We start from the raw sequence: 23,413 nt of genomic DNA, 5'->3' as shown, positions 1-23,413 counted from the left end.
GTGGCACACTTTTCGTGATAGTCATCGACAGCCTCTCAGAGCCCACCGACATCGCCAGCTAAGCAGTCGCGCTGGGGCGCCGTGCGGCCGGCCGCCGCACTCTCACGGGCGCGGGCCCGACTCACGTGGGATGCTCAGATCAAGAGCGTGTTGACGGCGCGACTGCAGCTTCGCGCGATCCCACCAACGATGGCACAGCAAATCGTCGATGGATCGGGTCGCGATGCCGGGGTGTGGCATCCGCAGTGGCCGCTGGCGGATGCGCTGGTTCCGCAGCGTGGGCTGGCGTCTGATTCTCCGGCCCAGCGGTCGCAGGCGGTGTCCACGCTCTGCTAGATTCGACTCCGCTCGAATGGGCTCGCGATCGGCGGAATCGGAATTTTCGGACAACCGGATGCCGTTGGTTGCGTCGAGCTTGGGGATGGGTTCGTCGTCGGGGCTGAGCGTGGGCGCGGCTGCGCGGCTGAGGCGCTTCGTGTGTTGGGTGCGTTCACCGGTCGCCGCGGCGCTTTGATGGTGCAGGCAGACGCTGAGGTGGACAACGTCGCGTCCCGGCGAGTGCTGTTGAAGGTCGGCTCCGCGGAGTTGATCGGTCGGCTGCGTTGGCGCACTTCCGCAGAGAACTATTAGGTTGGGCGGCGGGTTCCGGACCGCGTCCAGGGCAGACGTTAATACGAGCATGGTGCGTACAAGCGTCTATACACATTCGAACATAACTACGACAAATGTGGTAAACTATCCGTATGACGTTGGTATCACAGCAGATTCGTGAAGCCGCTGACGCGGTGGCGGGTTCGCTTGCTGCGCGTGAAGCGGACCTGGGCGGTGCGGTCTCCTCGTCGGAGGTGCTGTCCCGGTTTGACGATGCCGATTTGCGGAGGTTTCTCACCGATTCGGCGGCTCTTCGTTCCGGGACTGATGCGCTGATCGCCGCTGCTGCGGGGGTGGTTGCCAAACGTTCTGATCGTCAACTCGGGTATCAGGGTTTGGCCGCGCGCAGCGGGCATCGCTCGGCCGCGGAACTGGTGCAGTCGATCACCGGCTCGACCAAGGGTGAGGCGTGGCGTCAGGTGCGCCTGGGAACCGCGATGGGTGAGGTCGATGACGCGAGCCGGCTCGCCGAACCGAACACCGCCGATCCGAACTCCGGCGATGCGAACACGGACGATGCGAACCCTGACGATCCGGTGGCCGGGGTCGTGGAGACTGTGCCTGTCGTGCTGCCGTGGTCGGAGCCGATCACCCGCGCGGTCGCCGAGGGTCGTCTGACCTCGGAGGGCGCCTGTGCCATTCTGAAAGGACTCGGCACGCCGAACAAGCGGTGCGACGGGGAGATGCTGCGTCAGGCCGCCGAAGACGTGATCGCCGAGGCGGCAGGAGACAACGCTGACGACCTACTCAAGAAGGCGCGTTGGGCGCGCGACCGGATTGATCCGGTCGGGGTGAGCATGCGGGCGCAGGAACGGTATGAGGCACGCAAGTGCACCTTTCACCGCAATTCGCGGGGCGCGCGCACGGCGTGGATCGAGTTCGATGACGAATCGGCGGCGTGGGTCGACTCGGTTGTTGCCGCGAGGATGCGGCCGCGACGTGGTGGGCCACGCTTCGTCGACAAAGACGAGGCAGCCAAGGCGCAACAACTGGTCGAGGACCCGCGCACCGACGATCAGATCGTCTTCGACCTGCTGATGGACACGTTGCGGGCAGGCACACTTGCCGACCCGACGATCGCGTTCGGCACCCTGCAGCCCGGCCTGCGGGTGATCACCACCCGTGAAGCACTCGACACCACAGACGAGAACGGCAACCTGACAGGAACCGGGTTCCTGCTCGAGACCGGTGAAGCGGTCCCACCGGCACTGCTGGAACGCATCATCTGCGACGCGGGCAGCCGTCAGATCATTGTCGATGAACACGGCGGCCCGTTGGATGTCGGGCGGGAGCAACGCTTGTTCACCGCCAGACAGAAGATCGCGTTGTGGTATCGCGACGGCGGATGCATGGATCCGCTCTGCGGTGGAACCTCCCGACATCTAGAAGCCCACCACATCGACCAGTGGCACGCCGACCACGGAAAAACCGACATCGCCGACGGAGTATTACTCTGCCGTTTCAGCCACATGCTCATCCACAACCAGGGCTGGAAAATCATACGCGAGGGCACCACCTACTGGATGATCCCACCACCCGAATACGACCCAGAATGCAAACCACTCCGAATGCGCAGCCGCGCCACCTGGCGACAACAACCCCGGACAGGATGATCCAGACGACGTAATCCAGGCGACGTAATCCGGACCGCAGGATGCAGACGGAGCGATCCAAGCTTCGTGATGCAGACGAGGTGATTCGGACGGCGGCCCACGAATCGGGCACCCGGTCAGGCCAGCCCGGACTTCGCCACGACAACGGCGAGTTGCGTGCGATTGCGGCAGCCCCACTTGGTCTTGATTGACCCGAGCGTGGACTTCACCGTCGTTTCGGCAACAAAGAACTGGGATGCGAGCTCCGCGTCGGTCGGGCCACTGACGAGCGCAAGCGCGAACTGACGCTCGCGGTCGGTGAGCATGCTCATCTTGTCGAGTGCCTCGCGCTGCGTGTCCGGAGTACTTGCCTGACGCACCCATTCCGTCACCTGCCGGGCCGCGCGGGGGGAAAATGCTGCATCCCCGGCCGAGACGCTCAGAACAGCATCGATGATCCGGCGCGGATCTTCGTCCTTGAGAAGAAATCCCATCGCGCCAGCAGTGAGCGCATCGAGCACCCGGCCGTCGTCGTCAAACGCCGTCATCATGAGGAGTTTCGGGCTGTCAGGCATCCCAGACAGCGCCCTTGCGACAGCGATCCCGCCCATCCGCGGCATCCGCACATCACAGAGCACGAGGTTCGGTCTCAGTTGTTCGACCGCTCCGACCACCTCGTCACCGTCGGCGCACTGCCCAATCACAACAATGTCCGGCGATGTAGCCAAAATTGCGGTGATGCCAGCCGCCGCCATCCGATCATCGTCAACGACGAGCACCCGAATGGGGCTGCGGAGGTCGGTCACGCAGGTCAGTTTAGCGACTGCGGCTTCCAGGGCAGCCACGCGACGACGGCGAACGACCTTTCCGGCGTCACGCCGGCCTGGAACGTGCCACCGACGAGCGCGACGCGCTCGCTCATGCCGGTGAGCCCGTGCCCGCCGCCAGCCGCCGCCGACGGAGCACCGGACACAAGCCAATTGACCGCGCTTACGGTGAGTCCGGTCTCCGGTGTGCCGCGCACGTCGACGTACAGGGTCGCCCCGGGCGCATGACGACGCACGTTCGAGATCGACTCTTGCACCAGTCGATAACAGGCGTGCGCCACCACCGGGTCGCAGGATGCCGGGTCGCCGATCAGCACCTGCGCTCGCACGTCCGTGCCTTCCCGAAGAGACGCATTGACCAGCTCCCCCAGATTGTTCAGTCCGGTGCCCTCTTCAACGGATGCGGCGGACGGATTGCGTAACGCGTTGACCACGTGCCGCAGATCATCGAGCGATGTCTGTGCAGACTCACGTACAACGCGCGCCGCCGCGACAGCCTGCACATTGTCCGGCCTCACCGTCAACTCGAGAGCACCCGCGTGTAGCGATTGAGTACTGAGCCGCGCGGCGAGCGTGTCGTGCAACTCGCGCGCGAGCTCCTGACGTTCCCGCTCGAGCGACACTTCCTGATGGAGCACGGCGATGTTTCGGCTCCCTGCCACATTTCCCTGTTGCGCCGCATCTCGCTCGCGCCGGATGCGGCGGGCGATCCCGAATGCGGCAAACGGTGCGACGACGAGAGCCGCGATGAGCGGTGTTACCCAGAACAGGGCCATCCGTGCCGGGCTTCCCGCCGCGGGATAGTTCACGAAACTGGCGAGGAAGGACTGGTGCGATGTGAGATCCCAGGCGAACGACGTCACGGTCGCGCAGTAGGTGGCTGCCACCATCGTCCACAGCAACCATCCGCGCCGTGCCGCAGCGAGCGCGGCTAACGCAATCAACGCGGGCAGCGGGGTTGTCGGCAGCACAAGGGTGAGCGCCGTCGCCACGACGGAGATCAGCACAGGGAACCGGTGCCGCCACACCAGGAGCACGGAGGCGCCGATCATGGTGAACACCCCGATGTTTATCACCACCTGAATCGCCGGTGGGAAGGTACTCGCGGTGCCTGTGTCGCTGCCTCCGACAGACATCGCCAGCAGTGCACACAAGACAGCGAGCGTGATGGAGCCCGTGCGAGCCCAGGCACGACGGGCAGCAGAAGGCCCGGTCGCGGCAGGCAACGGCACCGCAGGCGCGGCCCAACCACTGGCGGGCGACGGCGGAGCGACGGTCATGTCTTGATGGTAGAAGCCGCCACCGTCATTGCTCCACCGCCTTATGGAGGGACATCTGCGCGAGAAGCCATCCTTTCGGTCGGCTCATTGTGACCGGATCGCCGTGGCGACTGAGCGTGCCGCGTTGATCTCCTTGATTCAACGGCGTTGATTCAACAGCGCGGCCATCATCGGTCGCTCTGAGCGAGGCACGTTTCAACCACGAAGCACGATCCAATCACTAACCAGTCACTAGGGAGAACAGTTCCATGTCAGACACTCAGTTTCCATCCGCTCCGATCCAAGACTTCAACGAGCCGCTGCCGCCCCGGCCGCCGCGCAGCGGAAACGGCTTCGGTGTCGCAGCCCTCATCGTCGGCATCTTCGCGCTCGTCTTCGCCTTCGTGCCGTTCGTCAGCTATCTCGCGATCGGCGCGGGAGTCATCGCCGTCATACTCGGAATTGTCGGGTTGATCGCGAAGCACCGCCCGCGCGGAACGGCGATTGCCGGATTGACCATCGGGACAATCGGCCTGATCCTGGCAATCATGATGACGATTCTTTACGCAGCCATCTTCTTCGGCATCTCCAAGGCGGTCAGCGACCAGCACACTGCAGCTGCGACGACGCACACCGTCGTGTACTCGATCACTGGTGCGGCACAGGATGCCGACGTCACCTACAGCACCTACTCGGGCGGCAACTTCGGTTCTGAGCAATCGAGCAGTACGCCGCTGCCGTTCAGCAAGACCCTCACAGTGAAGGGCTCCTCGGGCAGCTTCTCCTTTCACTCATTCACTCTGAGTGCGATCAATGGCATCGACGACACCGGCAGCATCGCCTGCTCGATCACCGTCGATGGCAAAACGGTTGCATCGCAAACCAGTACTGGAAGTCTTGCAGCCGTCACCTGCAGCGGAACGAACTGACCCGGAGCACTCGCGTGCGGAGCGTGTTCGTCACGCTCCGACCGGGCGTTGCTGTGGGGTCGGGGGTCTCGATACACGTACTCGCTGCGCTCGTGCGTTACTCGACCAGCGAAGGGGGTGTTCGCTGCGCTCGTGCGTTACTCGACCAGCGGGGGTGTGTTCGCTGCGACCGGGCGTTGCTGTGGGGTCGGGGGTCTCGATACACGTACTCGCTGCGCTCGTGCGTTACTCGACCAGCCGGGGGGGTGCTGCGCTGGTGCGTTACTCGACCAGCGGGGGGTGCTGCGCACGTGAACACGTGGCACTCGCTGCTGCGGCCGCAAGCTGATCGGCGCACGCACGTGGCGGGGAAAGTTGCCTCCCCGCCACGGCCCCGTTCGGGGCAGACTAGCCGTACTGCGTCGAAGGGCAAGAAGATGGAGACAGTAAGCGCATGGCCCGAACTGACCGTGGAATCCTGGCGGGACACCAGGGACACCGTCCACATGTGGACTCAGATCGTCGGCAAGATCAAGATGGTGTCTTCGCCCCCGCTGAACCACTGGTGGCATGTGACGTTACGGGTGAGCGCGAGAGGTCTGTCGACCGGCGCGGTGCCTGCCGGCGACGGACTGTTCGACATCGAGTTCGATTTCATCGACCACGTGCTCGTTATTCGAACGAGCCGGGGAGGACGCGAGGAATTCACCCTCCGGAACCTCTCCGTCGCGGACTTTTACGCACAAACGCTGGGCGCGCTCGCTCGCCTCGGAATAAGCGTTGACATCTATGCCTCGCCCAATGAAGTCGAGGTGGCCATACCGTTCGCCGAAGACACTGTTCACCATACGTACGAACCGGCGCATGCGACGGCCTTCTGGCTCCAATTGATTCAGGCGCAGCGCGTATTGCAACAGTTTCGGGCCGAGTTCCGTGGCAAAGCCAGCCCCGTGCACTACTTCTGGGGTGCAATGGATCTCGCAGTGACCAGATTCTCTGGTCGACCCGCGCCAACCCATCCGGGTGGGGCATGGCACTGCCCCGACTGGGTTATGCGAGAAGGCTATTCGCGCGAGCTCAGCAGTGCCGGCTTCTGGCCCGGCGGCGGCGAAGAGGGAGCGTTCTACTCATACGCCTATCCGGTGCCCGATGGCTTCGCCGCTGTCGAAGTTCCCGACGGTGCGTTCTACAGCGACCAGTACGGCGAGTTCCTGTTGCCCTACGAGACAGTTCGCCGTGCGGAAATGCCGGACCAGCTGGTCTTGGATTTTCTCCGCGGCAGCTATTCCGGGGCCGCCGAACTCGCCCACTGGAGCGTCATTCCATAACGGACGGACGCTTCGCCTGGCCCTCAGCGGGCGGAGTCTTGATCCTGGAGAATGGCCATCCAATCGTGGGGGACCCGTTCGGCCGGCCCGGGAGCGGTTTGATTCAGAGGGTGATGCGTCGGGGACGCCAGCGTTGGACCGTCGAAGAATTCTTGTGATTGGTAGTTCCAGAACCAATCCTCGCCGGGCTCAAAGCTTTGGATGACGAAGTGCCCCGTTGCCAGTGCGTGTGCGGTCGCGTGCTTGGCGAGGGAGTCGTCGCAACATCCGATATTCCCGCATGCGGCGCACCGCCGAAGGTGGAGCCACCATCCCGCGTTGGATTCGCAATCACGGCATCCGGTGCCACTCGGCGGCACTGTGGGATTGATTTCAGACTGGTCATCCGTCACGATGGCGACCTTTCATTGAAAGCGCGAACGGACGTGCCACGGCGGCATTCGTCGAGCCGAACGCGCCGAACACACGGCAGAGCATACCCACGCGAGGTCGACCTCGCAATTGAACCTTTTGCGTAGCCCGTTCGTGTCCCTCGTGAATGCCTCCGCCGATGGAGGCTCGAATCGAAAGCGGGTATGAACATGGCTCAACGCAGCCAAGGATTTCTCACTGTCACGCGAATTCTCAGCGCGGTCGTGCTCTTCGTGATCGCCGGAATCCACCTGTTCCTGGTTTTCGACGGTGTGGGCGGCACGCTCGGGGTACTCTTCATTCTGAATGTCATCGCGGCTGTCGTTCTCGCGATCGGGATGCTCACCCTCCGCGGCAGACTCCGTCAAGTCGTCTCCGTCTTGAGTCTGCTCTTCATCATCGCGAGTCTGCTTTCACTTGTGCTCGCGCTTACCGTCGGACTCTTCGGCATCACCGAAGTGTGGAGCTTCACCCTCGTACCCGAAACGGTGATCGTGGAGGCGATCGGCATCGTCGTACTCGCCGTCACCTCGGCTGCCGCGCTCCGAACGCCGCGGACGGCCTGATCGAGGGTCACCTCGCCTGACGACCAGCCAGATCACGTCTCGACCGAACGACTCGACGAGCAGCCCGAGTGCGATACCGACAAAGACCGTATCGATCAACGGAAACAGACGTGTCGCGGCGACAGCCAGCGCGATGCCCTGCACTGCGGTCACCACTTTGCGCCAATAGCGTGCGGGGAGCTGGCGACGAAACCACGGCAGAAACCATCCGACGGCCACGAACGCGTAACGCATCAGGCCGATCGCGAGCACCCAGACTCCCATGGTCTGCGCGACGAAGGCGCTGAGCATCAGCAGCAGGAACGCGTCGACTTCCATGTCAAAGCGTGCACCGAGCTCGCTCGCCGATCCTGTGCGACGGGCAACCCAGCCGTCGACCGCATCCAGCGCAAGCGCGGGCACAACGAGGCTGATCAGCAGCGCAATCGAAACGTGGCTGAAGAACGACGACACGACGATGCCGGCGATCGCAGCGACCAAGGTCGACCGTACGGCTGTGACAATGTTCGCCGAACCGAACCGGAGTGTATTCCGGCGCCGCAGGCCGTGTAGAAGGAGAGCGTTGGAGACCAGCAGATAGCCGAGGGCTGCGAGCCATCCGATGATCGACAGCGGCATCGTGTCTGCGCGCGCCGTCAGTGCGGCGAGCAGTGCAACGCACGCTGCCCCCGCGGCGCTTGAGCCGATCGCTGACTGTTGAACTCTGTTCATGCCTGTCTCGTGTCTCTCATACGGCTACCATCCATCATCCAGTAACACGCGAACCGCGTGACAATGGTTCATGACAAGGAGTTGATGTGCTCGAGGCCACAGCGTTCTGGGTAGAGGAGCCGGGCCATGGAGTGCTGCGGCCCGAACAGTTGGCCGATGTCGGAGCTTCAGAGGTGCAGGTGCGAACCCTCTACACCGGGGTGAGTCGCGGGACGGAAGCTTCAGTCTTCAAAGGCCATGTGCCGGACAGCGAACGCGAACGGATGCGCGCGCCCTTCCAGGAGGGCGACTTTCCCGGACCGGTGAAGTACGGCTATCTCAACGTCGGCGTCGTCGAACAGGGGCCACGAGAGCTGCTGGGCGGCACCGTTTTCACCCTCTTTCCGCATCAGTCGGCGTTCGTCGTTCCCGCCGAGGATGTCATCGCGGTGCCTGAAGGGATACCGCCGCGCCGCGCCGTCCTTGCAGGCGCGGTCGAGACCGCGGTCAACGTGCTGTGGGATGCAGCCCCCCTGGTCGGCGACCGCGTTTCGGTGATCGGAGCCGGCATGATCGGATGCTGCGTTGCGCGTCTCCTCCTCGGCATCCCCGGGGTGGATGTCACGTTGGTCGACACCAATCCGGCGCGGCAGGTGGTGGCTGGGCAACTCGGTGTGAAGTTCGCAACCCCTGCACGGGCACCGCATGACAGGGACATCGTGATCAACACGAGCGGGTCGGACGCCGGGTTGCAGCTGGGGTTGGAGTGCGTGGTGACCGAAGGCGTGGTGATCGAGGCGAGCTGGTACGGGGACCGACCGGCGACCCTGCTGCTCGGTGCCGACTTCCACTCGCGTCGGCTCACCATTCGTTCGAGCCAGGTCGGTGTGGTGCCACCCAATCGACGTGGAGCCCGCACAACGAAAGATCGGCTCGCGCTCGCACTGACACTGTTGCAGGATCCCGCCTTCGATGCCTTGCTCAGCAGCGAATCGTCCTGGCGCGACTTGCCCGAGGTGATGGCGTCGCTCGCTGAGGGGCCGAGCGGCCTCTGTCAGACGATCAACTGGGAGGACTAGCGATGCCATTCTCGGTAACCGTGCGGGACCATATGATGATCGCACACAGCTTCATCGGCGAGAGCTTTGGACCCGCGCAGCGACTGCACGGGGCGACGTTCATCGTTGACGCTACGTTCGGTGCGGACGAACTCGACCACGATGGCGTCGTTGTCGACATCGGACGAGCCGCTGCCGTGCTCGCCGAGATCACCGCCTCACTGACCTACCGTAACCTCGACGACGAACCAGAATTTCGCGGGGTCAACACCACCACGGAGTTCCTGTGCAAGGTGATCGCCGATCGGCTTGCCGCACGCGCCGCTGACGGAACGCTCGGCGGTGGCCAGACGCTGAACTCGGTCACCGTCGCACTCCATGAATCTCATCTCGCATGGGCGAGCTATTCGAGGGCACTGTGATTGGGGGCGCTGTGATTGGGGGCGCTGTGATTGGGGGCGCTGTGATTGGGGGCGCTGTGATTGGGGGCACTGTGATCGAGGGCGCTGTGATCCAGGACACCGTGGTTGATAGCACTGTGATCCAGCATTCGCACGGGTCTGTGACATTCCTGGTTCCCGACGGAATCGACGACCCCGACCAGGTCAGCGGAGGCAACGTCTACGACCAGCACGTTCGCGATGAACTGCGGAACAGCGGTTGGGATGTGCAGCTTGTCCTGGTGGCAGTCGGCGATGAGCGGCAGCTGGCGCAGGCGTTGTCTGGGTTGCCTGGCGAAGCACTCGTGCTGATCGACGGACTCCTCGCCGTGCGCGAACCCGATGTGCTGGTCGAGAACTCGGACCGACTTCGAATCATCGTGCTGGCGCACATGGTCGCGAGCCTGCTGCCGGAAACGCCGGATGGCGCTGAGAACGCAATACGCTGTGCAGACCCGGGAACGGACATCCGCGAGGATCGTGAACGCCGAGCACTGCAGACCGCACATCGGGTGATCGCGACCAGCAACTGGACGCGCTCCGAACTCATCACCCGCGACCTGGCGCAGGCGCATCGGATCGTCGTGGCACAGCCCGGAACCGACCCGGCTCCGCTTCGATCCGCCTCGAGCTCGGGCGGTCGGCTGCTGTGTGTCGGGGCAGTCGCGCCGCACAAAGGCCAGGACTTGCTTCTGCGCAGCCTGGCGCACCTGACCGACATCGACGGTTGGGCTTGCACGTTCGTCGGGTCCCACCACCCGGCACCCGCATACTTCGAGGAACTGACCTCCTTTGTCGAGTCCGCCGGTCTCACCGATCGAGTGGTGTTTACCGGCGCCCTCACCGGAGTGCGCCTCGCGGATGCGTTCGGTCGCGCCGATCTTGTCGTCGTGTCCTCCCGCAGCGAGAGCTACGGCATGGTCGTCGCAGAAGCCCTCGCCCGGGGCATTCCCGTCGTGGCCACCAACGTCGGCGGCATCCCAGAGGCGATATCGAGCAACGCCGCCGGCATCGTCGTTCCGCCGGAAGACCCGTGGGCACTCGAGGTCGTGTTGCGCCAATGGTTGACGAGCCCTGCGCGGCGCGCGGCGCTGAACGATGAGGCACTGAACGCGCGAGGTGGGCGCAGGTCGTGGAGCACTGCGGTCGCGGTCGTCGCCCAAGCGCTCGACGAGGTTGCTCGGCTGGAATCGGAGGTGCCCGCATGAGCGACGTCATCCAGGTCAGCGACGAGTGGCTCTCGCTCCGCGAGCCCGAGGATGCCCGCGCGCGCTCACGCGATCTTGCGCGTGCCGCGGCTGCAATGCTGCCGGCCGGCCCGATCGTCGTACACGACCTGGGCAGCGGCACGGGTTCGATGATGCGTTGGCTTGCCCCGTTCTTGCCCGGACCGCAGACCTGGGTGCTTCACGATTGGAGCGCAACTCTGACCGAGCGCGCGATCAACGAACCTCGCCCGGTCGATCGCGACAACGAGCCGATCGCCGTACGTGCACAGGTAGGGCAGCTGGCAGATCTGCGTCCAGTCGATCTGGAAGGAGCCTCGCTTGTCACTGCGTCCGCCTTGCTCGATGTGCTGACATCGCGCGAGACGCATGCCGTCGTCGACGCGTGTGTGGAGTCCGGCTGCCCGGCCCTTCTGATGCTCAGCGTGACCGGAATCGTCGAACTGAACCCTCTCGATGATCGCGACGACACTTTCCAGCGTGCATTCAATGCGCACCAACTACGGATGACGGATGGTCGCACACCGCTCGGTCGCTACGCAGCGCCGGTCGCCCGCGGCGCCTTCCTGGAGGCCGGTTGGCAGGTACGCCCCACCGTTGCAAACTGGCTGCTCGACGACGGCGAACCTCGTCTGCTGCGCGAATGGCTCGACGGCTGGATTGGCGCTGCGGTGGAACAGTCTCTGGAACTTCACGACGAAGCCGTGCGCTACCTGGAGCTGCGCGAAGCCCAACAGGATCGCGGCGAGCTCTCGGCGATCATCCAGCACCTGGATCTGCTGGCATGGCCATGATTGGAACCCGGACCGCCGCGATCGGCACGGTTGTGACCCGGACCGCCGTGGCCGGGACACCTGTGGCCGGGACACCTGTGACCGGGACACCTGTTACCGGGACGCTGCGAGGGCGCGCACTCGGCTTCGCGCGATCGAAGTGGTTCCGTCTTTCGATGCGTCTGGTGGTCGGCGGAGGCGTGCTCCTCGCGGTCGTCATTCATGTGGGTGCCGAACCGTTCCTGCGCGGCCTGCGTAGCCTTGACGGTCCGACAATCAGTGCAGCGGTTGTCCTCGTTGCAATCGCTACCGCGGCGGCGTCGTGGCGTTGGCGGCTCATCGCGAGCAGGCTCGGAGTCGAGGTGGGCTGGTCCAGCGCCATCGCGATGTACTACCAGTCGCAGTTCCTCAACACCGTGCTTCCGGGCGGCGTCATCGGCGACGTGCACCGAGCGGTCAGCCACGGTCAGCGCGCCCAGCGTATCGGCCAGGCATCCCGGGCCGTGGCCATCGAGCGCACCGCGGGACAAGTGGTGCAGCTGGCGCTCGCCCTGATGATTCTGCTTGGTTTCGGTGCGGCGTTCGGCGGATACGTTGTTACGGCACTCGCCGTTGGCGCGACTGCGCTCGCAGTTGCCGTGCTCGCTGCAATTGTGTTGAGCGCGCACGTTCGCGTCGCGTTCCGGCACGAACTCGCTGAACTACGGGTGGGCCTCGGATCAGCCCGCACCTCGTGCGAGGTCGTAATCGCATCGGTCGTCGTCGTCGCCTGTCATGTCGCAACGTTTGCGATTGCGACCTCTGCGATCGGAGAGCACGTCCCGCCCCTTCAGTTGCTCACCCTCGCATTCGTCGTCATGCTCGGCGGGTCCATTCCGCTGAATGTCGGCGGATGGGGGCCACGTGAGGGGATCGCCGGCTGGGCTTTCGCGCTGGCCGGCTTCGGTGCATCCGCGGGCGTCGCGGCGGCAACGCTGTACGGCGTGCTTGCCATGATTTCCCTCGCACCCGGAGCGATCGTGGCAGTGGTCTTCGCGGTCCGTCGGCACGAACAACGGTCGGTTGAAGCTGTCACTCCTCATCTCCCTCGTCGTCAGGAGAACTCATCGTGATCACTACGCCGTACGTCACTCTCAGCAGCACCATCTCGCTCGACGGCTATCTCGACACGGCCGCACCGCCGCGTCTCATGCTGTCCAATGATGCGGATTTCGACAGGGTCGATGAGCTGCGAGCGCAGAACGACGCCATCATGGTGGGCGCCAACACGGTGCGACGCGACAATCCTCGGTTGCTGGTGCGAAGCATCCGTCGACGCAGTTGGCGCGAAAGCGCCGGCCTGACGTGCTCGCCATGGAAGGTCACGGTGACGGCGTCCGGTGACCTCGATCCGCGCGCAGCGTTTTTCGCCGACGACAATGCCACAAAACTGGTGTACTGCCCGAGCGCACAGGTGACACGCATCCAGGCTCGATTGGGCACGGCCGCCATCGTCATCGGGCTCGGCGGGCAGATAACCATGGGCGAGCTGATCTCTGACTTGTCCGATCGCGGCGTGCACCGGCTGATGGTCGAAGGCGGCGGCACGATCCTTACTCAGTTTCTGGCCGCCGATCTCGCCGACGAACTGCAATTGGCCATGGCGCCGTTCTTCGTCGGCGACAGCAGCGCGCCCCGCTTCGTCGGGGATGCCGCGTTCCCCTGGACCAGCGACCGGCGCGCAGCGCTCGCCGAGACTCGCACAATCGGCGACATCGTGCTCCTGCGGTACGCACTCTCCGCGCGCTTCCGGCAGGGCACCGGTGATGCGCATCGCCCGGCATCCGCTCTGCGCCCCCTCGTGATGGGGATGTCGTGAGTCGCGGAGTGCGCAGAAGTCGTGGCGTGCGCAGAAGTCGTGGCGTGCGCAGAAGCCCGGTTCGAACAAACACGCTTCGAACAAACACGGTTCGAACAAACACGGTTCGAACAAACACAGCGACGGTGATTTCTGCGCTTGTGCTGTTCCTTGCCGCCCTGGCGCCCGGAATCATTGCCTCAGGATCGGCGCTGGCACTACTGCGCGTTCCGCTGGAACCGGTTGTTGCCCTCGCCGTGCTGGCCGTGCTGCCGTGGCCCGGCATCCGTCGGATCGTCGCCGTTCTTTTCGCCGTTGTGCTTGCGGCCGTGATCGCGAGCGCAGCCCTCGATTTCGGCTTCACGACGACGGTCGACCAGCCGTTCAATGTGGTGACGGGCTGGCCAGAAGTGGTCGCTGCCTACGGTGTTCTGCGCGACTCGACCGGAACGCTTGCCGCCGAGGGAGTGCTGGTGCTGATCGGCCTGGCGGTCCCTGCCGCGATCATCGTTCTGACCTGGTCTCTGCTGCATCTGGATAGTGTCATCCGCCAGCATCGCAGGACGACGCTGATCGGCGCCTCCGCCATAACCGCGGCGTGGGTCATTTTCGCCCTGGTCGGCGCGCAAATTGTGGTCGGCGAACCCATTGCAGCTTCGGGCACCGTCACGGCCGCCATTGCCAAATCGCATCAAGTGTCTGCAACAGCTGCTGAACAAAAGGCGTTCGATCAAGCCGGTCGAAATGATGCATATGCCAGCGTGCCGCCATCCGATTTGCTCACGGGCTTGAAGGGAAAAGACGTCATCATCGCGTTCATCGAAAGCTACGGGCAAGTGGCCGTGCAGAACAGCTCATTCTCGGCCGGAGTCGACCAGGTGCTGCGCAACGGCACTGCCGCGCTGGCCGCACACGGCTACTCCGAGCGGAGCGCATTCCTCACTTCGCCCACTTTCGGCGGGATCAGCTGGCTCGCCCACTCCACCCTGCAGACCGGGTTGTGGATCGACTCGCAACAGAAATACGACCAGGTCACCGCAGGAAACCGTTTCACGCTCAGCGCCGCTTTCAAGAAGGCAGGTTGGCACACGATCAGCGATGTGCCCTCCGACACCGAGCCGTGGCGAATCGGCACCTCGTTCTACCAGTTCGACACACAACTCAATTCGACGAACGTCGGATACGTCGGGCCGCAATTCAGTTATGCACGCATCCCCGACCAGTTCACCTGGGCGTATTTCCAGGACCACGAGCTCGCCGAACCGCACCAACCGCTGATGGCGGAGATCGATTTCGTGTCCTCGCACACTCCGTGGACTCCACTTCCACACCAGGTTCCGTGGACGGCCGTCGGGGACGGTTCGATTTTCGATCCACAGCCGGCGCAGGGGCTCACTCCGAGCGTCGTCTGGCAGAATCCGCAACACGTGCAGCAGCTCTATGGCCAGTCAGTGCAATACACGATGAGTACGCTCTTCTCGTTCTTGACCACTTACGACGATCCGAACCTCGTTCTCGTCGTGCTCGGAGACCACCAACCTGCCACAGTTGTCAGCGGACTGGACGCGAGCCACAATGTTCCGATCAGCATCATTTCGAAAGACCCGGGCGTCATCAGCCGCATTTCCTCTTGGAACTGGCAACCGACCATGCTGCCCACTGCGACCGCACCGGTCTGGCGGATGGACGCCTTCCGCAACCGGTTCCTCTCGGCATACGGTCCGTAGCCCGCGCGGATGCGTGCGAAATACTCCCGCGGGAGGTCGACGCGACCCTCGCCCCGCGGCACGCTTGAGCCATGGACGATTCAGCGACTTCACCTTCACCGACCAACTCCAGCCGTCTCGCGCTGAACGGACGTGTTGCGCTGGTAACCGGGAGCTCGCGCGGCATCGGTGCGGCGATCGCATCCCGCTTCGCCCGGGAAGGCGCCGCGGTTGCAGTGCACGGTCGCGACGCATCCGCTGCCCGCAGCGTGCGTGATCGAATCGTGGCGGCTGGCGGCCGTGCGATCGCCGTCGTCGCCGAACTCACCGATTTTGCGGCGATCGAACGGATGCGTGCGAGCATCGAGCAAGAGTTCGGGCCGATCGACATTCTCGTGGCCAACGCCGGTGGTAACCCGACCCTGCCCGGCCCGATCGAAGACGTCAGCGAAGGTGACTGGCGCGCGGCGATCGACGTCAACCTGACCGCGACATTCCTGGCGATCAAGTGCTTTCTGCCCGGCATGAAGGCGCGCGGCCGAGGAAGCATCGTCACGATGTCATCGGCTGCGGCCCGGCGGCCGACCGAAATGTCGCCGGCGCCCTATGGTGCCGCGAAAGCGGGCATTCAGTCACTGACCCGCTCTGTCGCGCTGCAAGCCGGCCCGTTCGGGGTGCGCGCGAACACGATCTCGCCTGAGACCATTCTCACCGAGAGCAACCTGCTGCGCATCCCGGGCGACGTGCAAGGCAAGATGGCTGCGTCGCATCCGATTCGCAGGTTGGGAACACCGGAGGACGTTGCTCAGGCAGCGCTGTACCTGGTCGGCGACGAAAGCTCCTGGATCACAGGAGCCGTGCTGGATGTCGCCGGCGGCTCAGTCTTGGCGTAGCGCGCCGCCTATTGCGGCGTTCGGGGCCCAGTCGCGAGCGCAACCGTGCGAAGCGCCGTAGCGTGGTCGTATGACTGAGTCCGAGAACCCAGAAGCCACCATCGCCCGCGCGCTCGAGCTCTCGCCGATCATCGACGGACACAACGACTGGGCGTGGGAATGCCGCCTGCGGCGCGGCTACTCGGTCGAGGGACTGGAAGGCGGTCTTGCCACCGACACCGACATAGAACGGTTGCATGCGGGGCGCGTGGGCGCGCAGTTCTGGTCTGTCTACGTCGACGATGCCCTCACGGGGGCTGCTGCGATCCAGGGCACGCTTGAACAAATCGACTGGGTCTACCGGCTGGCCGCGCGGTATCCGCAGACGTTCGCGATCGCGACCAGTGCTGCGGAGGTCGAGGCGGCACGCGCATCCGGACGCATCGCGTCGCTGCTCGGGGCAGAAGGCGCGCACAGCATCAACGACTCGCCCGCTGTGCTGCGGATGCTCGCGCGCCTTGGCGTGCGCTACCTCACGCTGACGCACCTGCACAACACCAGTTGGGCAGACTCGGCGACGGATGCGCCGGCTCACCGTGGGCTGACCGGGCGCGGCGCGGACTACATTCGCGAAATCAACCGGCTCGGGATGCTCGTGGATCTGTCGCACGTTTCGCCTGCGACCATGCATGCCGCGTTGGACGTCACGGACGCGCCCGTAATCTTCAGCCACTCGTCGTGCCGGGCGCTGTCCGATCACCCTCGCAACGTGCCAGACGACGTGCTGAGCCGCTTGCGCGACAACGGCGGCGTAATCATGGTGGCGTTCGTTCCGCAGTTCCTCAGCGAGGAGTATGCAGCGTGGTTCACCGGCCCGCGCACTTCTCCAGCGCCGCTCGTCACGGTGTCAGACGTAGCGGATCACGTCGAGCACGCGCGCGCCGTTGCCGGTATCGAGCACGTCGGGCTCGGGGGAGACTTCGATGGAACGGATGAGTTCCCGCTCGGACTCGAGGGCGTCGACGGCTATCCCACCCTGCTTCAGGAGCTCGTGCGGCGCGGATGGGGCACAACTGAAGTTGCGGCGATCGCAGGCCTCAACACGCTGCGGGTGCTGCGTGAAACGGATGCGGCGTTCGCGGAAGCGGGCGCCAGGCATCCGCAGTTGGTGCTCTGATCGCGCGCTTCAGGGGCGAACGACCGGAAGGGTCGGTAATCGAAGCGGCCTGCCCAGCGCAGCGGCGCCGGAGGGCGCCGACACCGGACCCGCAGGTTGAAGACCCCCGGCATGCAGGCCCCCGGCTTGCAGGCCCCCGGCTTGCAGGCCTCCAGCCGTGGTGAGGACAGTGCCGGTCGCGATCGTGCCGATGTTGCCGATGGTGAGATTTTCGTAGACCCATTTCAGTTTGAGCCAGCCGATCACTGGGAACGGTTGGGCGTTGTCGACCGTCACGGATGAGCGTGGCAGGTCTGCGAGGTTGGTGAACGGCACGACTTGCGCCGCGGGGCTCGGGTCGTTCGGCCCGTTGTAGCGACGCACGTAGATGTCCGCTTCTCCGAGTCCGAAGCGAGACTGCCAGGCCTTGACCACATCGATCAGCAGCGAGGTGAGGCCGCTCGTGCCACCCGGGATCTGCGCGACCAGGCTGTCGATCGTGTATTTGTCGAGCGTGTTGGGCAGCTCAGGCAACGCAGGAAGCCCCACACTGTTCAGCGCGAGGATCACGACGACGGCGTTCGGATCGGCGGGAGATTGCTGCACCTGCACGCCGCACGCATTGTTCACGGTGAAGCTGTAGCTGCACTCGAGGTGTACGCGGTCCTGAATTCGTCTCGCCGGCGCGGTCGCAATCACCGCAGGGCGCACGGTGAACGCGATCAGCTGGATTCCGTCGAACGATTTCGCGAACACCGGAGGATATGCCTTGATGTCGCCCAGCGTTTCCGCGATGTTCTGGAGATAGTCGCCGAGCGCGAGCCCGGTGGAACTTCCGTCGGTGAAGTGCTGCGCAGCTTGGTACGGGCGGCTCCACAGTTGCAGCAGTGTGGTGGCGTTGCCGTCAGGATAGGCAGGCGAGTCCTGGTCGTTGACCGCACGGGCGCGGGCCATCACGAGAGGCGGATGGATTTCGGTGTGGAAGTCGGAGTGGCCTGCGTCGACGATCCACCGGCCGTACAACGCAATCCGATCCCCGGACTCGGGCCGGTACGTCGGCGGCACGAGCGCGCCGTCGACCTCGAGTCCGAGAATGCCGGGAGGTGCAGGAAGGCCGGCGCGGCGAGCATCCGGCCAGCCCGCGGCATACGGACCCGCCGGGTCACGGTTCGACGCGGCAAGCAGAGCGTCATACTCGGTGTCCGGTACGATCGCGAACTCGAAATCGGGCCCGAACGGATGCGTGAACGGCAGGTCCGCTCCGGACATCTCCGGGGTGACGGCGAAGCCGGCGATACCGACCTCATCATCCTGCTCGAGCGTCGGGTTGAGCACGGAAACCCACTCCATGGAGTGAGCGGACGATCCGTCGAATGTTGTGCCGCCGACCAGCGCCGACGACCAGTCGGCCGCGCTGGTGTCGAATGCGGGGTCCACGAACGAGGACCCGTCCAGTTTGGAGATCTGGAGCAGCTGGGGCAGTGGGCCCGGTGACACGACGGGCGGACCGACCGGCTGCGTGCCCGTTGCGCGAGGAGCTTCCCAGTGACCGGGCACATACTGCCCGTTGGCGAGGCTCCCGCGCGCCCACACGACGTGGGTCGTATCGGTGACGCCCGTGCCGTGGTTGAACGACTGGATGTCTCGCGCAGACGCGAAGACTGAAACGTACGAGACCAGGTCGCCGAGGCCCATGACGCCCAGGTCAGGGCAGTCTTCGAGCAGGTCGACGGATCGACCGAATCCGCCGCTTGCATCCGCATTTTCATAGAGCACGGCCACGAAGCCGGTCGCGACCCGGATCGACGAGACGGCGTCTGCCAGGCCTGCACCAGCGAACAACTGATGCTCACCCACATCGAGATCGAGACTGGCTCCCGCATAGCCAGGATCAGCGTAAAGGCTCACAATCATGGGCTATCACCGCTCACCCGGGCTGTCCGAGCGCACGAACCCTGCGCCAACTGTGCCGCGCGGCCAGAGCGAAAAACGCGGTGACGACGGCGAGCGCGATTGGGATGGCCCACTCAAGAGCCCCGCTGCCGTGATCTGGATCAAAACCGAACGCCTCGATCCATTGCGGCCAGATTGCTGCCAGCGCCGCCAGAACGGCTGATAAGCCGGCCAATCCAGCCAACACGATTGTGCGTCGTTGGGATCTCATCTGCATCACCACACCTTTGTCATTCCACGGTGGCGGCGACCTATGTCGTCGAGATTGCCCACCATTATCAACGCGCTTTTTACGCGTCGCAAGAGGCAAAACGCGAGCGGATGGGCAGCCAGTGGACGAACGACTCGTGGCGAGCTTTGCAATGATCGACAAGCTGACGACCGTGCGTCGAACGAACATTCGCACTCGGGTCGGCAAACTCACTCCGGCTCAGCTGGTTGACCTCGAGCGATTGGTTCTGGTCTTCCTGGGGTTTGCCGGTTGAGTCCGCTGCTGCGGCGCGCCGTCTGTGCGTTGGCCCCCGTGTTTCGTGAAACTGCGCCCGGCCACGTGCTCCGCTACTGCCGCAGCGGCGTGAGCCGTATCTCTTTCGCGAGCGCGTACGCGGTCGGCTGATCGCTTTCGTCCGCGACGAACACCCGGCCGATGACAAGCACGGAATTGTGCGGCGAAGAAATCTGCGTCAGATCACTGCCGACGCTTCCCGTCCAGCCTGGCCCGCTGAGAATGAAGTCGCCCGCCTTGGTCCCCGTCGTCCGTTTGCCGACGTAGGCGAAATTGGCGCTACTCGACGGATCGGTGAACTGCAAGCTGTAATACCTGCCCGCCATGTCCGGCACATGCAAGACCTGCGGTCCCTTGCGCAGATCGAGCCAGCCGGCGAGGTAGAGCACGTCGTCGGTTCCCGTTCCCATCAAGCTTCCGGTCGAAGCCGATGCCGAGGAGATGTTGGGCTCGGCATACAGGCTGTTGACCGGGATCGGTCCGCCGCTGAAACCGCGACGCAGGATCGCTCTCTTGAAGCCGCCGATCGTGATGCGCGGCCAGACGTAGATGAAAACTGCTGCGCCGAGCACCCAGACGACCACTGCCGCCACGGCGAGCGGGATGATCGCGCTCCAGCCGCCCGCCAACCGCTGGTAGATGACCCATGCAAAGATCGCCAGGATGACGATCGTGATGGGATAGCCGTATTTCAGAATCAGCCGGTTCATGCCGCTGCGCCTTGATGCTGAGCCTTGACGACCGGGGGCACGCGATACGTGCCATCGACAACTGCTGGGCCTGGAAGATAGGCACGCAGCATCAGCTTGAATGTGCCGGCCGGAGTCGGCAGCCAGTTCTCTTCGTGCCCGGCAGGAGCGTTTCGCTGCAGGTAGATGGCGATCGACCCGTCGGAGCTCCGCGTGAGCTGCGAACGGTCGTTGAAACTCGAGCGACCCATCGGATTGCTCACCATGTACCCGACTGAATCCGTCACCGTGAGAGACCAGAAGGCGTCGTTCGGCGGCAACTGGCCAGCCGGAAACTGTAGAACGTACTCATTCCTCCCGTTCAAGGTTTGCCCTGACTCATCGACCGTGGTCGTCCAGTAGGCGGCCTCTTCGAACGCGTTGACGGCAGGAAGCGCTTTGGCACACGCGGCTCGCACAAGGATTCCGTTGTCGGGCTGGCCCGATCGTCGGATCGACCGCCAGCCGTTCACGGTTGTCGTGATCGACCTGGCCACGCTGTTCAAGACGACGACGGCCGTCAAGAATGCCAGCGTGGCGCCGATAATCACACCTTGTACGACACCGGAGTGCGCGATCCAGTCGAGGACAGTTGCCATGTTCGCACACTAGCCGCACTCGGCGCCGTGTGCAGGTCTGCACCTGGAATCGCGAAGTACGACGGCTCAGGACTCCGCGAGATACCGCACGACCGCCAGCACCCTGCGATGTGCATCGGAGTCGATCGGTAGGTTGAGCGCGTCATAGATTCTCGAGGTGTGCTGCACCACAGCCTTCTCGGTGATGAACAGCTGCGCGGCGATCTTCACATTGCTGTCGCCTTCCGCCATCAACGCCAAAACTTCCTGCTGCCGCCGAGTGAGCGATCCGATTGCCCCGTCCGAAAGCTTCGCACGAGCAACCAGCATCGCGATCACATCAGGGTCGAGCACGGTGCCCCCACTGGCGACCCTGCGCAGGTCGCCCAAGAAGCGGTCGATGTCCGCGATCCGCTGCTTCAGCAGGTATCCGACACGTCCGGTCTGGCCGTTCAGCAACTCCCGCGCGTAGCGTCGCTGCACGTGCTGGGAGAGCACCATTACCGCAATCTCCGGATGGTCGCGGCGAATTCGCAATGCACAGACGAGTCCCTCGTCTGTGTGCGTGGGCGGCATCCGAATGTCCGTGACGACCAGCTCCGGCCTGTGCTGTTCCACGGCATCGTCGAGGCTCGCGGCGTCACCGGTGACGGCGACGACATCGAGTCCTCCCTCTTGAAGCACGAGTTGCAGGCCGTGCTGCAGCAGCACCTCGTCTTCGCCGATCACGACGCGCATGGCACCTCCACGACCACGGGCAGTACCAAAACGTCCTCGATTCCAGTTCAAGCGTACTCGGGGCCGCACACGTTGCCGGGGTCGGTTGGTCTCGTCGACACCACCCTCAGGCACCGCCGGCCTGTCGACGACCGAACGAAGCACCTCACTTGACTGCCACGACATCAGACCGCGTGCTACTGCGTCGACGGCCGCACCGCGGGTGCCCGATTCGCCGGAACGATGTTGGTTCCTTGCGATCGGAACGATCGGTTCGGCTATCCGTTCTCGGCCATCCGCATTGCCCGTTCGTCGGCATGGAATTCCCATGGCGCCTGCGGCAGCACCTCGCCGGATTCGAGCAGTGTTTTGAGATTCGAGAGCACGGCCGGCCAACCCTGCCCGATGTTCTCCAACTCCTGCACCGTGCGCAACTGGGTGTGGCTGAGGGTGAGCTTGACGATCTCGCCCCCAGGCTCGATATCGAAGCTGACCACGCTCGCCTCGAATGTGGGGTTCTCGAGCTGCTTCGGGTCGTCGAAGCTGAACGAAAGACGACGCGGCCGGTCGGCTTCGAGAATGACCCCTCGCGCATCGACGATGCCGGAGCCGTCCACGCGGACATGTTCGACGGTGCCGCCGACCGCCCAATCCGAGACCTGGGAGTGGCCCCAGAACTGTGCGGTGGCTTCTGGATCGGTCAGCGCACGCCAAACATCATCCGGCATCGCCCGGATGTAGATGGTGTACACATATGCCGGAACCTTGCCTACTGTCGTCTCGGTCATCGCGATCTCCTCTGCTCGGTTCTTGATGGAGTCAAGCGCGCTCAGACGCGGCTCCTCGAATTTCCAGATCCAGCGAGTTTGGATCTGGCGGATGGGGACGGGATTCAGATAGTGCAGTTTTCGCCGACCATCGCGCACTGAGGTGACAAGGTTTGCCGCCTCAAGTAACTCGAGGTGCTGGCTCGCGGATTGGCGCCGCATCTCGAGGCTTTCACAGAGTTCGGTCACGGTGAGCCCTGACCGCTCGTGCAACATGTCGAGAAGCCTGCGCCGACTCGGATCGGCGAGTGCCTTGAATACCGTGTCCGCATCCATCAACCCATTATGCAGGTATTTACCTGCATAATGTCAAGACTATCGCAAATCCTGGCAGGCCGCTGCCGGCGCTTGTGACGTCAGGGTCGGGGTCAGAGAACCAGCGCAGGTGCAGTTCATCGGTGTGTCCTGCGCGAATAGTTCTGGTGCCGGCTCGAAGGCAACCGGGGCCGACTGTTTCAACGCCGCATCGAGCCGGGACGACCGGGCAAGCGGAGTCGCCCGTCGTGCGCAGCGCGAGAACCGTGATCGTCGAACTTTTCGCAGCAACCGGATGCCGTTGGTTGCGTCGAGCTTGGGGATGGGTTCGTCGTCGGGGCTGAGCGTGGGCGCGGCTGCGCGGCTGAGGCGCTTCGTGTGTTGGGTGCGTTCACCGGTCGCCGCGGCGCTTTGATGGTGCAGGCAGACGCTGAGGTGGACAACGTCGCGTCCCGGCGAGTGCTGTTGAAGGTCGGCTCCGCGGAGTTGATCGGTCGGCTGCGTTGGCGCACTTCCGCAGAGAACTATTAGGTTGGGCGGCGGGTTCCGG

General features: G+C 64.2%; 25 protein-coding genes and 1 pseudogene. 16 read left to right on the top strand and 10 right to left on the bottom strand.

Annotated elements, in window-relative coordinates:
* Positions 1–189: 189 nt before the first annotated feature.
* From QU604_RS17060 to QU604_RS17050, 3 genes are all read left to right on the top strand, one after another.
* Positions 190–336: a hypothetical protein gene (locus tag QU604_RS17060; protein WP_308465808.1), complete on the top strand. Its 147-nt coding sequence runs from the start codon at positions 190–192 to the stop codon at positions 334–336.
* Complete coding sequence (locus QU604_RS17055) at positions 337–630, top strand: GNAT family N-acetyltransferase (protein ID WP_308468957.1); 294 nt, start codon at positions 337–339, stop codon at positions 628–630. It abuts the gene before it with no gap.
* Between the two features lie 113 nt (positions 631–743).
* Positions 744–2,264: a DUF222 domain-containing protein gene (locus QU604_RS17050; RefSeq protein WP_308465807.1), complete on the top strand. Its 1,521-nt coding sequence runs from the start codon at positions 744–746 to the stop codon at positions 2,262–2,264.
* A gap of 116 nt (positions 2,265–2,380) precedes the next feature.
* Here the strand turns inward: QU604_RS17050 and QU604_RS17045 are convergent, their stop codons facing one another.
* The gene (locus QU604_RS17045) at positions 2,381–3,049 is read right to left on the bottom strand and encodes a response regulator (protein WP_308465806.1); all 669 of its coding nucleotides are present in this window, start codon (positions 3,047–3,049) and stop codon (positions 2,381–2,383) included.
* A gap of 5 nt (positions 3,050–3,054) precedes the next feature.
* Positions 3,055–4,350: a sensor histidine kinase gene (locus QU604_RS17040; RefSeq protein WP_308465805.1), complete on the bottom strand. Its 1,296-nt coding sequence runs from the start codon at positions 4,348–4,350 to the stop codon at positions 3,055–3,057.
* 248 nt (positions 4,351–4,598) lie between these two features.
* Here QU604_RS17040 and QU604_RS17035 point away from each other — a divergent pair, with 248 nt between their 5' ends.
* Both QU604_RS17035 and QU604_RS17030 read left to right on the top strand, forming a co-directional pair.
* Positions 4,599–5,258: a DUF308 domain-containing protein gene (locus tag QU604_RS17035; RefSeq protein ID WP_308465804.1), complete on the top strand. Its 660-nt coding sequence runs from the start codon at positions 4,599–4,601 to the stop codon at positions 5,256–5,258.
* Between the two features lie 416 nt (positions 5,259–5,674).
* Entirely contained in the window at positions 5,675–6,565 is an 891-nt protein-coding gene (locus QU604_RS17030) for a DUF5996 family protein (RefSeq protein ID WP_308465803.1), read from the top strand.
* A 23-nt stretch (positions 6,566–6,588) separates the two neighbouring features.
* Here the strand turns inward: QU604_RS17030 and QU604_RS17025 are convergent, their stop codons facing one another.
* Both QU604_RS17025 and QU604_RS17020 read right to left on the bottom strand, forming a co-directional pair.
* Positions 6,589–6,924 carry a UBP-type zinc finger domain-containing protein gene (locus QU604_RS17025; protein ID WP_308468956.1) on the bottom strand — a complete coding sequence of 112 codons (336 nt, stop codon included), beginning with the start codon at positions 6,922–6,924 and terminating at the stop codon, positions 6,589–6,591.
* Between the two features lie 465 nt (positions 6,925–7,389).
* A complete protein-coding gene (locus QU604_RS17020; protein WP_308465802.1) occupies positions 7,390–8,253 on the bottom strand; it encodes a CDP-alcohol phosphatidyltransferase family protein in 864 nt (287 codons plus the stop codon).
* Between the two features lie 86 nt (positions 8,254–8,339).
* Here QU604_RS17020 and QU604_RS17015 point away from each other — a divergent pair, with 86 nt between their 5' ends.
* The 9 genes from QU604_RS17015 (at position 8,340) to QU604_RS16975 (ending at position 17,321) form a co-directional block, all read left to right on the top strand.
* Positions 8,340–9,311: a zinc-dependent alcohol dehydrogenase gene (locus QU604_RS17015; RefSeq protein ID WP_308465801.1), complete on the top strand. Its 972-nt coding sequence runs from the start codon at positions 8,340–8,342 to the stop codon at positions 9,309–9,311.
* A 2-nt stretch (positions 9,312–9,313) separates the two neighbouring features.
* On the top strand, positions 9,314–9,712 hold the full coding sequence (locus tag QU604_RS17010) for a 6-pyruvoyl trahydropterin synthase family protein (RefSeq protein ID WP_308465800.1): 399 nt from the start codon (positions 9,314–9,316) through the stop codon (positions 9,710–9,712).
* Positions 9,713–9,768: 56 nt separating this feature from the next.
* Positions 9,769–10,938 (top strand): glycosyltransferase family 4 protein, encoded by a 1,170-nt coding sequence (locus tag QU604_RS17005; protein WP_308465799.1) that lies wholly within the window; start codon positions 9,769–9,771, stop codon positions 10,936–10,938.
* Complete coding sequence (locus QU604_RS17000; protein ID WP_308465798.1) at positions 10,935–11,750, top strand: SAM-dependent methyltransferase; 816 nt, start codon at positions 10,935–10,937, stop codon at positions 11,748–11,750. The genes QU604_RS17005 and QU604_RS17000 overlap by 4 nt, the downstream gene beginning before the upstream one ends.
* A gap of 155 nt (positions 11,751–11,905) precedes the next feature.
* Complete coding sequence (locus QU604_RS16995) at positions 11,906–12,841, top strand: lysylphosphatidylglycerol synthase transmembrane domain-containing protein (RefSeq protein WP_308465797.1); 936 nt, start codon at positions 11,906–11,908, stop codon at positions 12,839–12,841.
* The gene (locus tag QU604_RS16990; protein WP_308465796.1) at positions 12,838–13,587 is read left to right on the top strand and encodes a RibD family protein; all 750 of its coding nucleotides are present in this window, start codon (positions 12,838–12,840) and stop codon (positions 13,585–13,587) included. Before QU604_RS16995 ends, QU604_RS16990 begins: the two co-directional genes overlap by 4 nt.
* A gap of 125 nt (positions 13,588–13,712) precedes the next feature.
* Positions 13,713–15,293: an LTA synthase family protein gene (locus tag QU604_RS16985; protein ID WP_308465795.1), complete on the top strand. Its 1,581-nt coding sequence runs from the start codon at positions 13,713–13,715 to the stop codon at positions 15,291–15,293.
* Between the two features lie 71 nt (positions 15,294–15,364).
* Positions 15,365–16,165, top strand: a complete 801-nt coding sequence (locus QU604_RS16980; RefSeq protein WP_308465794.1) for an SDR family NAD(P)-dependent oxidoreductase — start codon at positions 15,365–15,367, stop codon at positions 16,163–16,165.
* 70 nt (positions 16,166–16,235) lie between these two features.
* On the top strand, positions 16,236–17,321 hold the full coding sequence (locus tag QU604_RS16975) for a dipeptidase (RefSeq protein ID WP_308465793.1): 1,086 nt from the start codon (positions 16,236–16,238) through the stop codon (positions 17,319–17,321).
* Positions 17,322–17,330: 9 nt separating this feature from the next.
* Here the strand turns inward: QU604_RS16975 and QU604_RS16970 are convergent, their stop codons facing one another.
* Both QU604_RS16970 and QU604_RS16965 read right to left on the bottom strand, forming a co-directional pair.
* Entirely contained in the window at positions 17,331–19,208 is a 1,878-nt protein-coding gene (locus tag QU604_RS16970; RefSeq protein WP_308465792.1) for a hypothetical protein, read from the bottom strand.
* 19 nt (positions 19,209–19,227) lie between these two features.
* Positions 19,228–19,464, bottom strand: a complete 237-nt coding sequence (locus tag QU604_RS16965; RefSeq protein ID WP_308465791.1) for a hypothetical protein — start codon at positions 19,462–19,464, stop codon at positions 19,228–19,230.
* Positions 19,465–19,600: 136 nt separating this feature from the next.
* Between QU604_RS16965 and QU604_RS16960 the strand changes: the two genes are divergently transcribed.
* Complete coding sequence (locus QU604_RS16960; protein WP_308465790.1) at positions 19,601–19,738, top strand: hypothetical protein; 138 nt, start codon at positions 19,601–19,603, stop codon at positions 19,736–19,738.
* Between the two features lie 73 nt (positions 19,739–19,811).
* Here QU604_RS16960 and QU604_RS16955 read toward each other — a convergent pair whose 3' ends face one another.
* The 4 genes from QU604_RS16955 to QU604_RS16940 form a co-directional block, all read right to left on the bottom strand.
* Complete coding sequence (locus QU604_RS16955; protein WP_308465789.1) at positions 19,812–20,468, bottom strand: DUF1254 domain-containing protein; 657 nt, start codon at positions 20,466–20,468, stop codon at positions 19,812–19,814.
* Positions 20,465–21,085, bottom strand: a complete 621-nt coding sequence (locus tag QU604_RS16950; protein ID WP_308465788.1) for a DUF1214 domain-containing protein — start codon at positions 21,083–21,085, stop codon at positions 20,465–20,467. Before QU604_RS16950 ends, QU604_RS16955 begins: the two co-directional genes overlap by 4 nt.
* 66 nt (positions 21,086–21,151) lie before the next feature.
* Positions 21,152–21,802 carry a response regulator gene (locus QU604_RS16945; protein ID WP_308465787.1) on the bottom strand — a complete coding sequence of 217 codons (651 nt, stop codon included), beginning with the start codon at positions 21,800–21,802 and terminating at the stop codon, positions 21,152–21,154.
* Positions 21,803–22,059: 257 nt separating this feature from the next.
* A complete protein-coding gene (locus QU604_RS16940; protein ID WP_308465786.1) occupies positions 22,060–22,884 on the bottom strand; it encodes an ArsR/SmtB family transcription factor in 825 nt (274 codons plus the stop codon).
* Between the two features lie 276 nt (positions 22,885–23,160).
* Here QU604_RS16940 and QU604_RS22115 point away from each other — a divergent pair.
* Positions 23,161–23,394 (top strand): annotated as a pseudogene (locus QU604_RS22115) (hypothetical protein); the annotation flags it as partial.
* Positions 23,395–23,413 lie beyond the last annotated feature (19 nt).

The organism is Rathayibacter sp. SW19, assembly GCF_030866825.1.
In the GTDB taxonomy this organism is placed as follows: domain Bacteria; phylum Actinomycetota; class Actinomycetes; order Actinomycetales; family Microbacteriaceae; genus Rathayibacter_A; species Rathayibacter_A soli.
The sequence above is the reverse complement of the archived record's forward strand: the minus strand, read 5'-3'. Positions and strand labels throughout refer to the sequence as shown.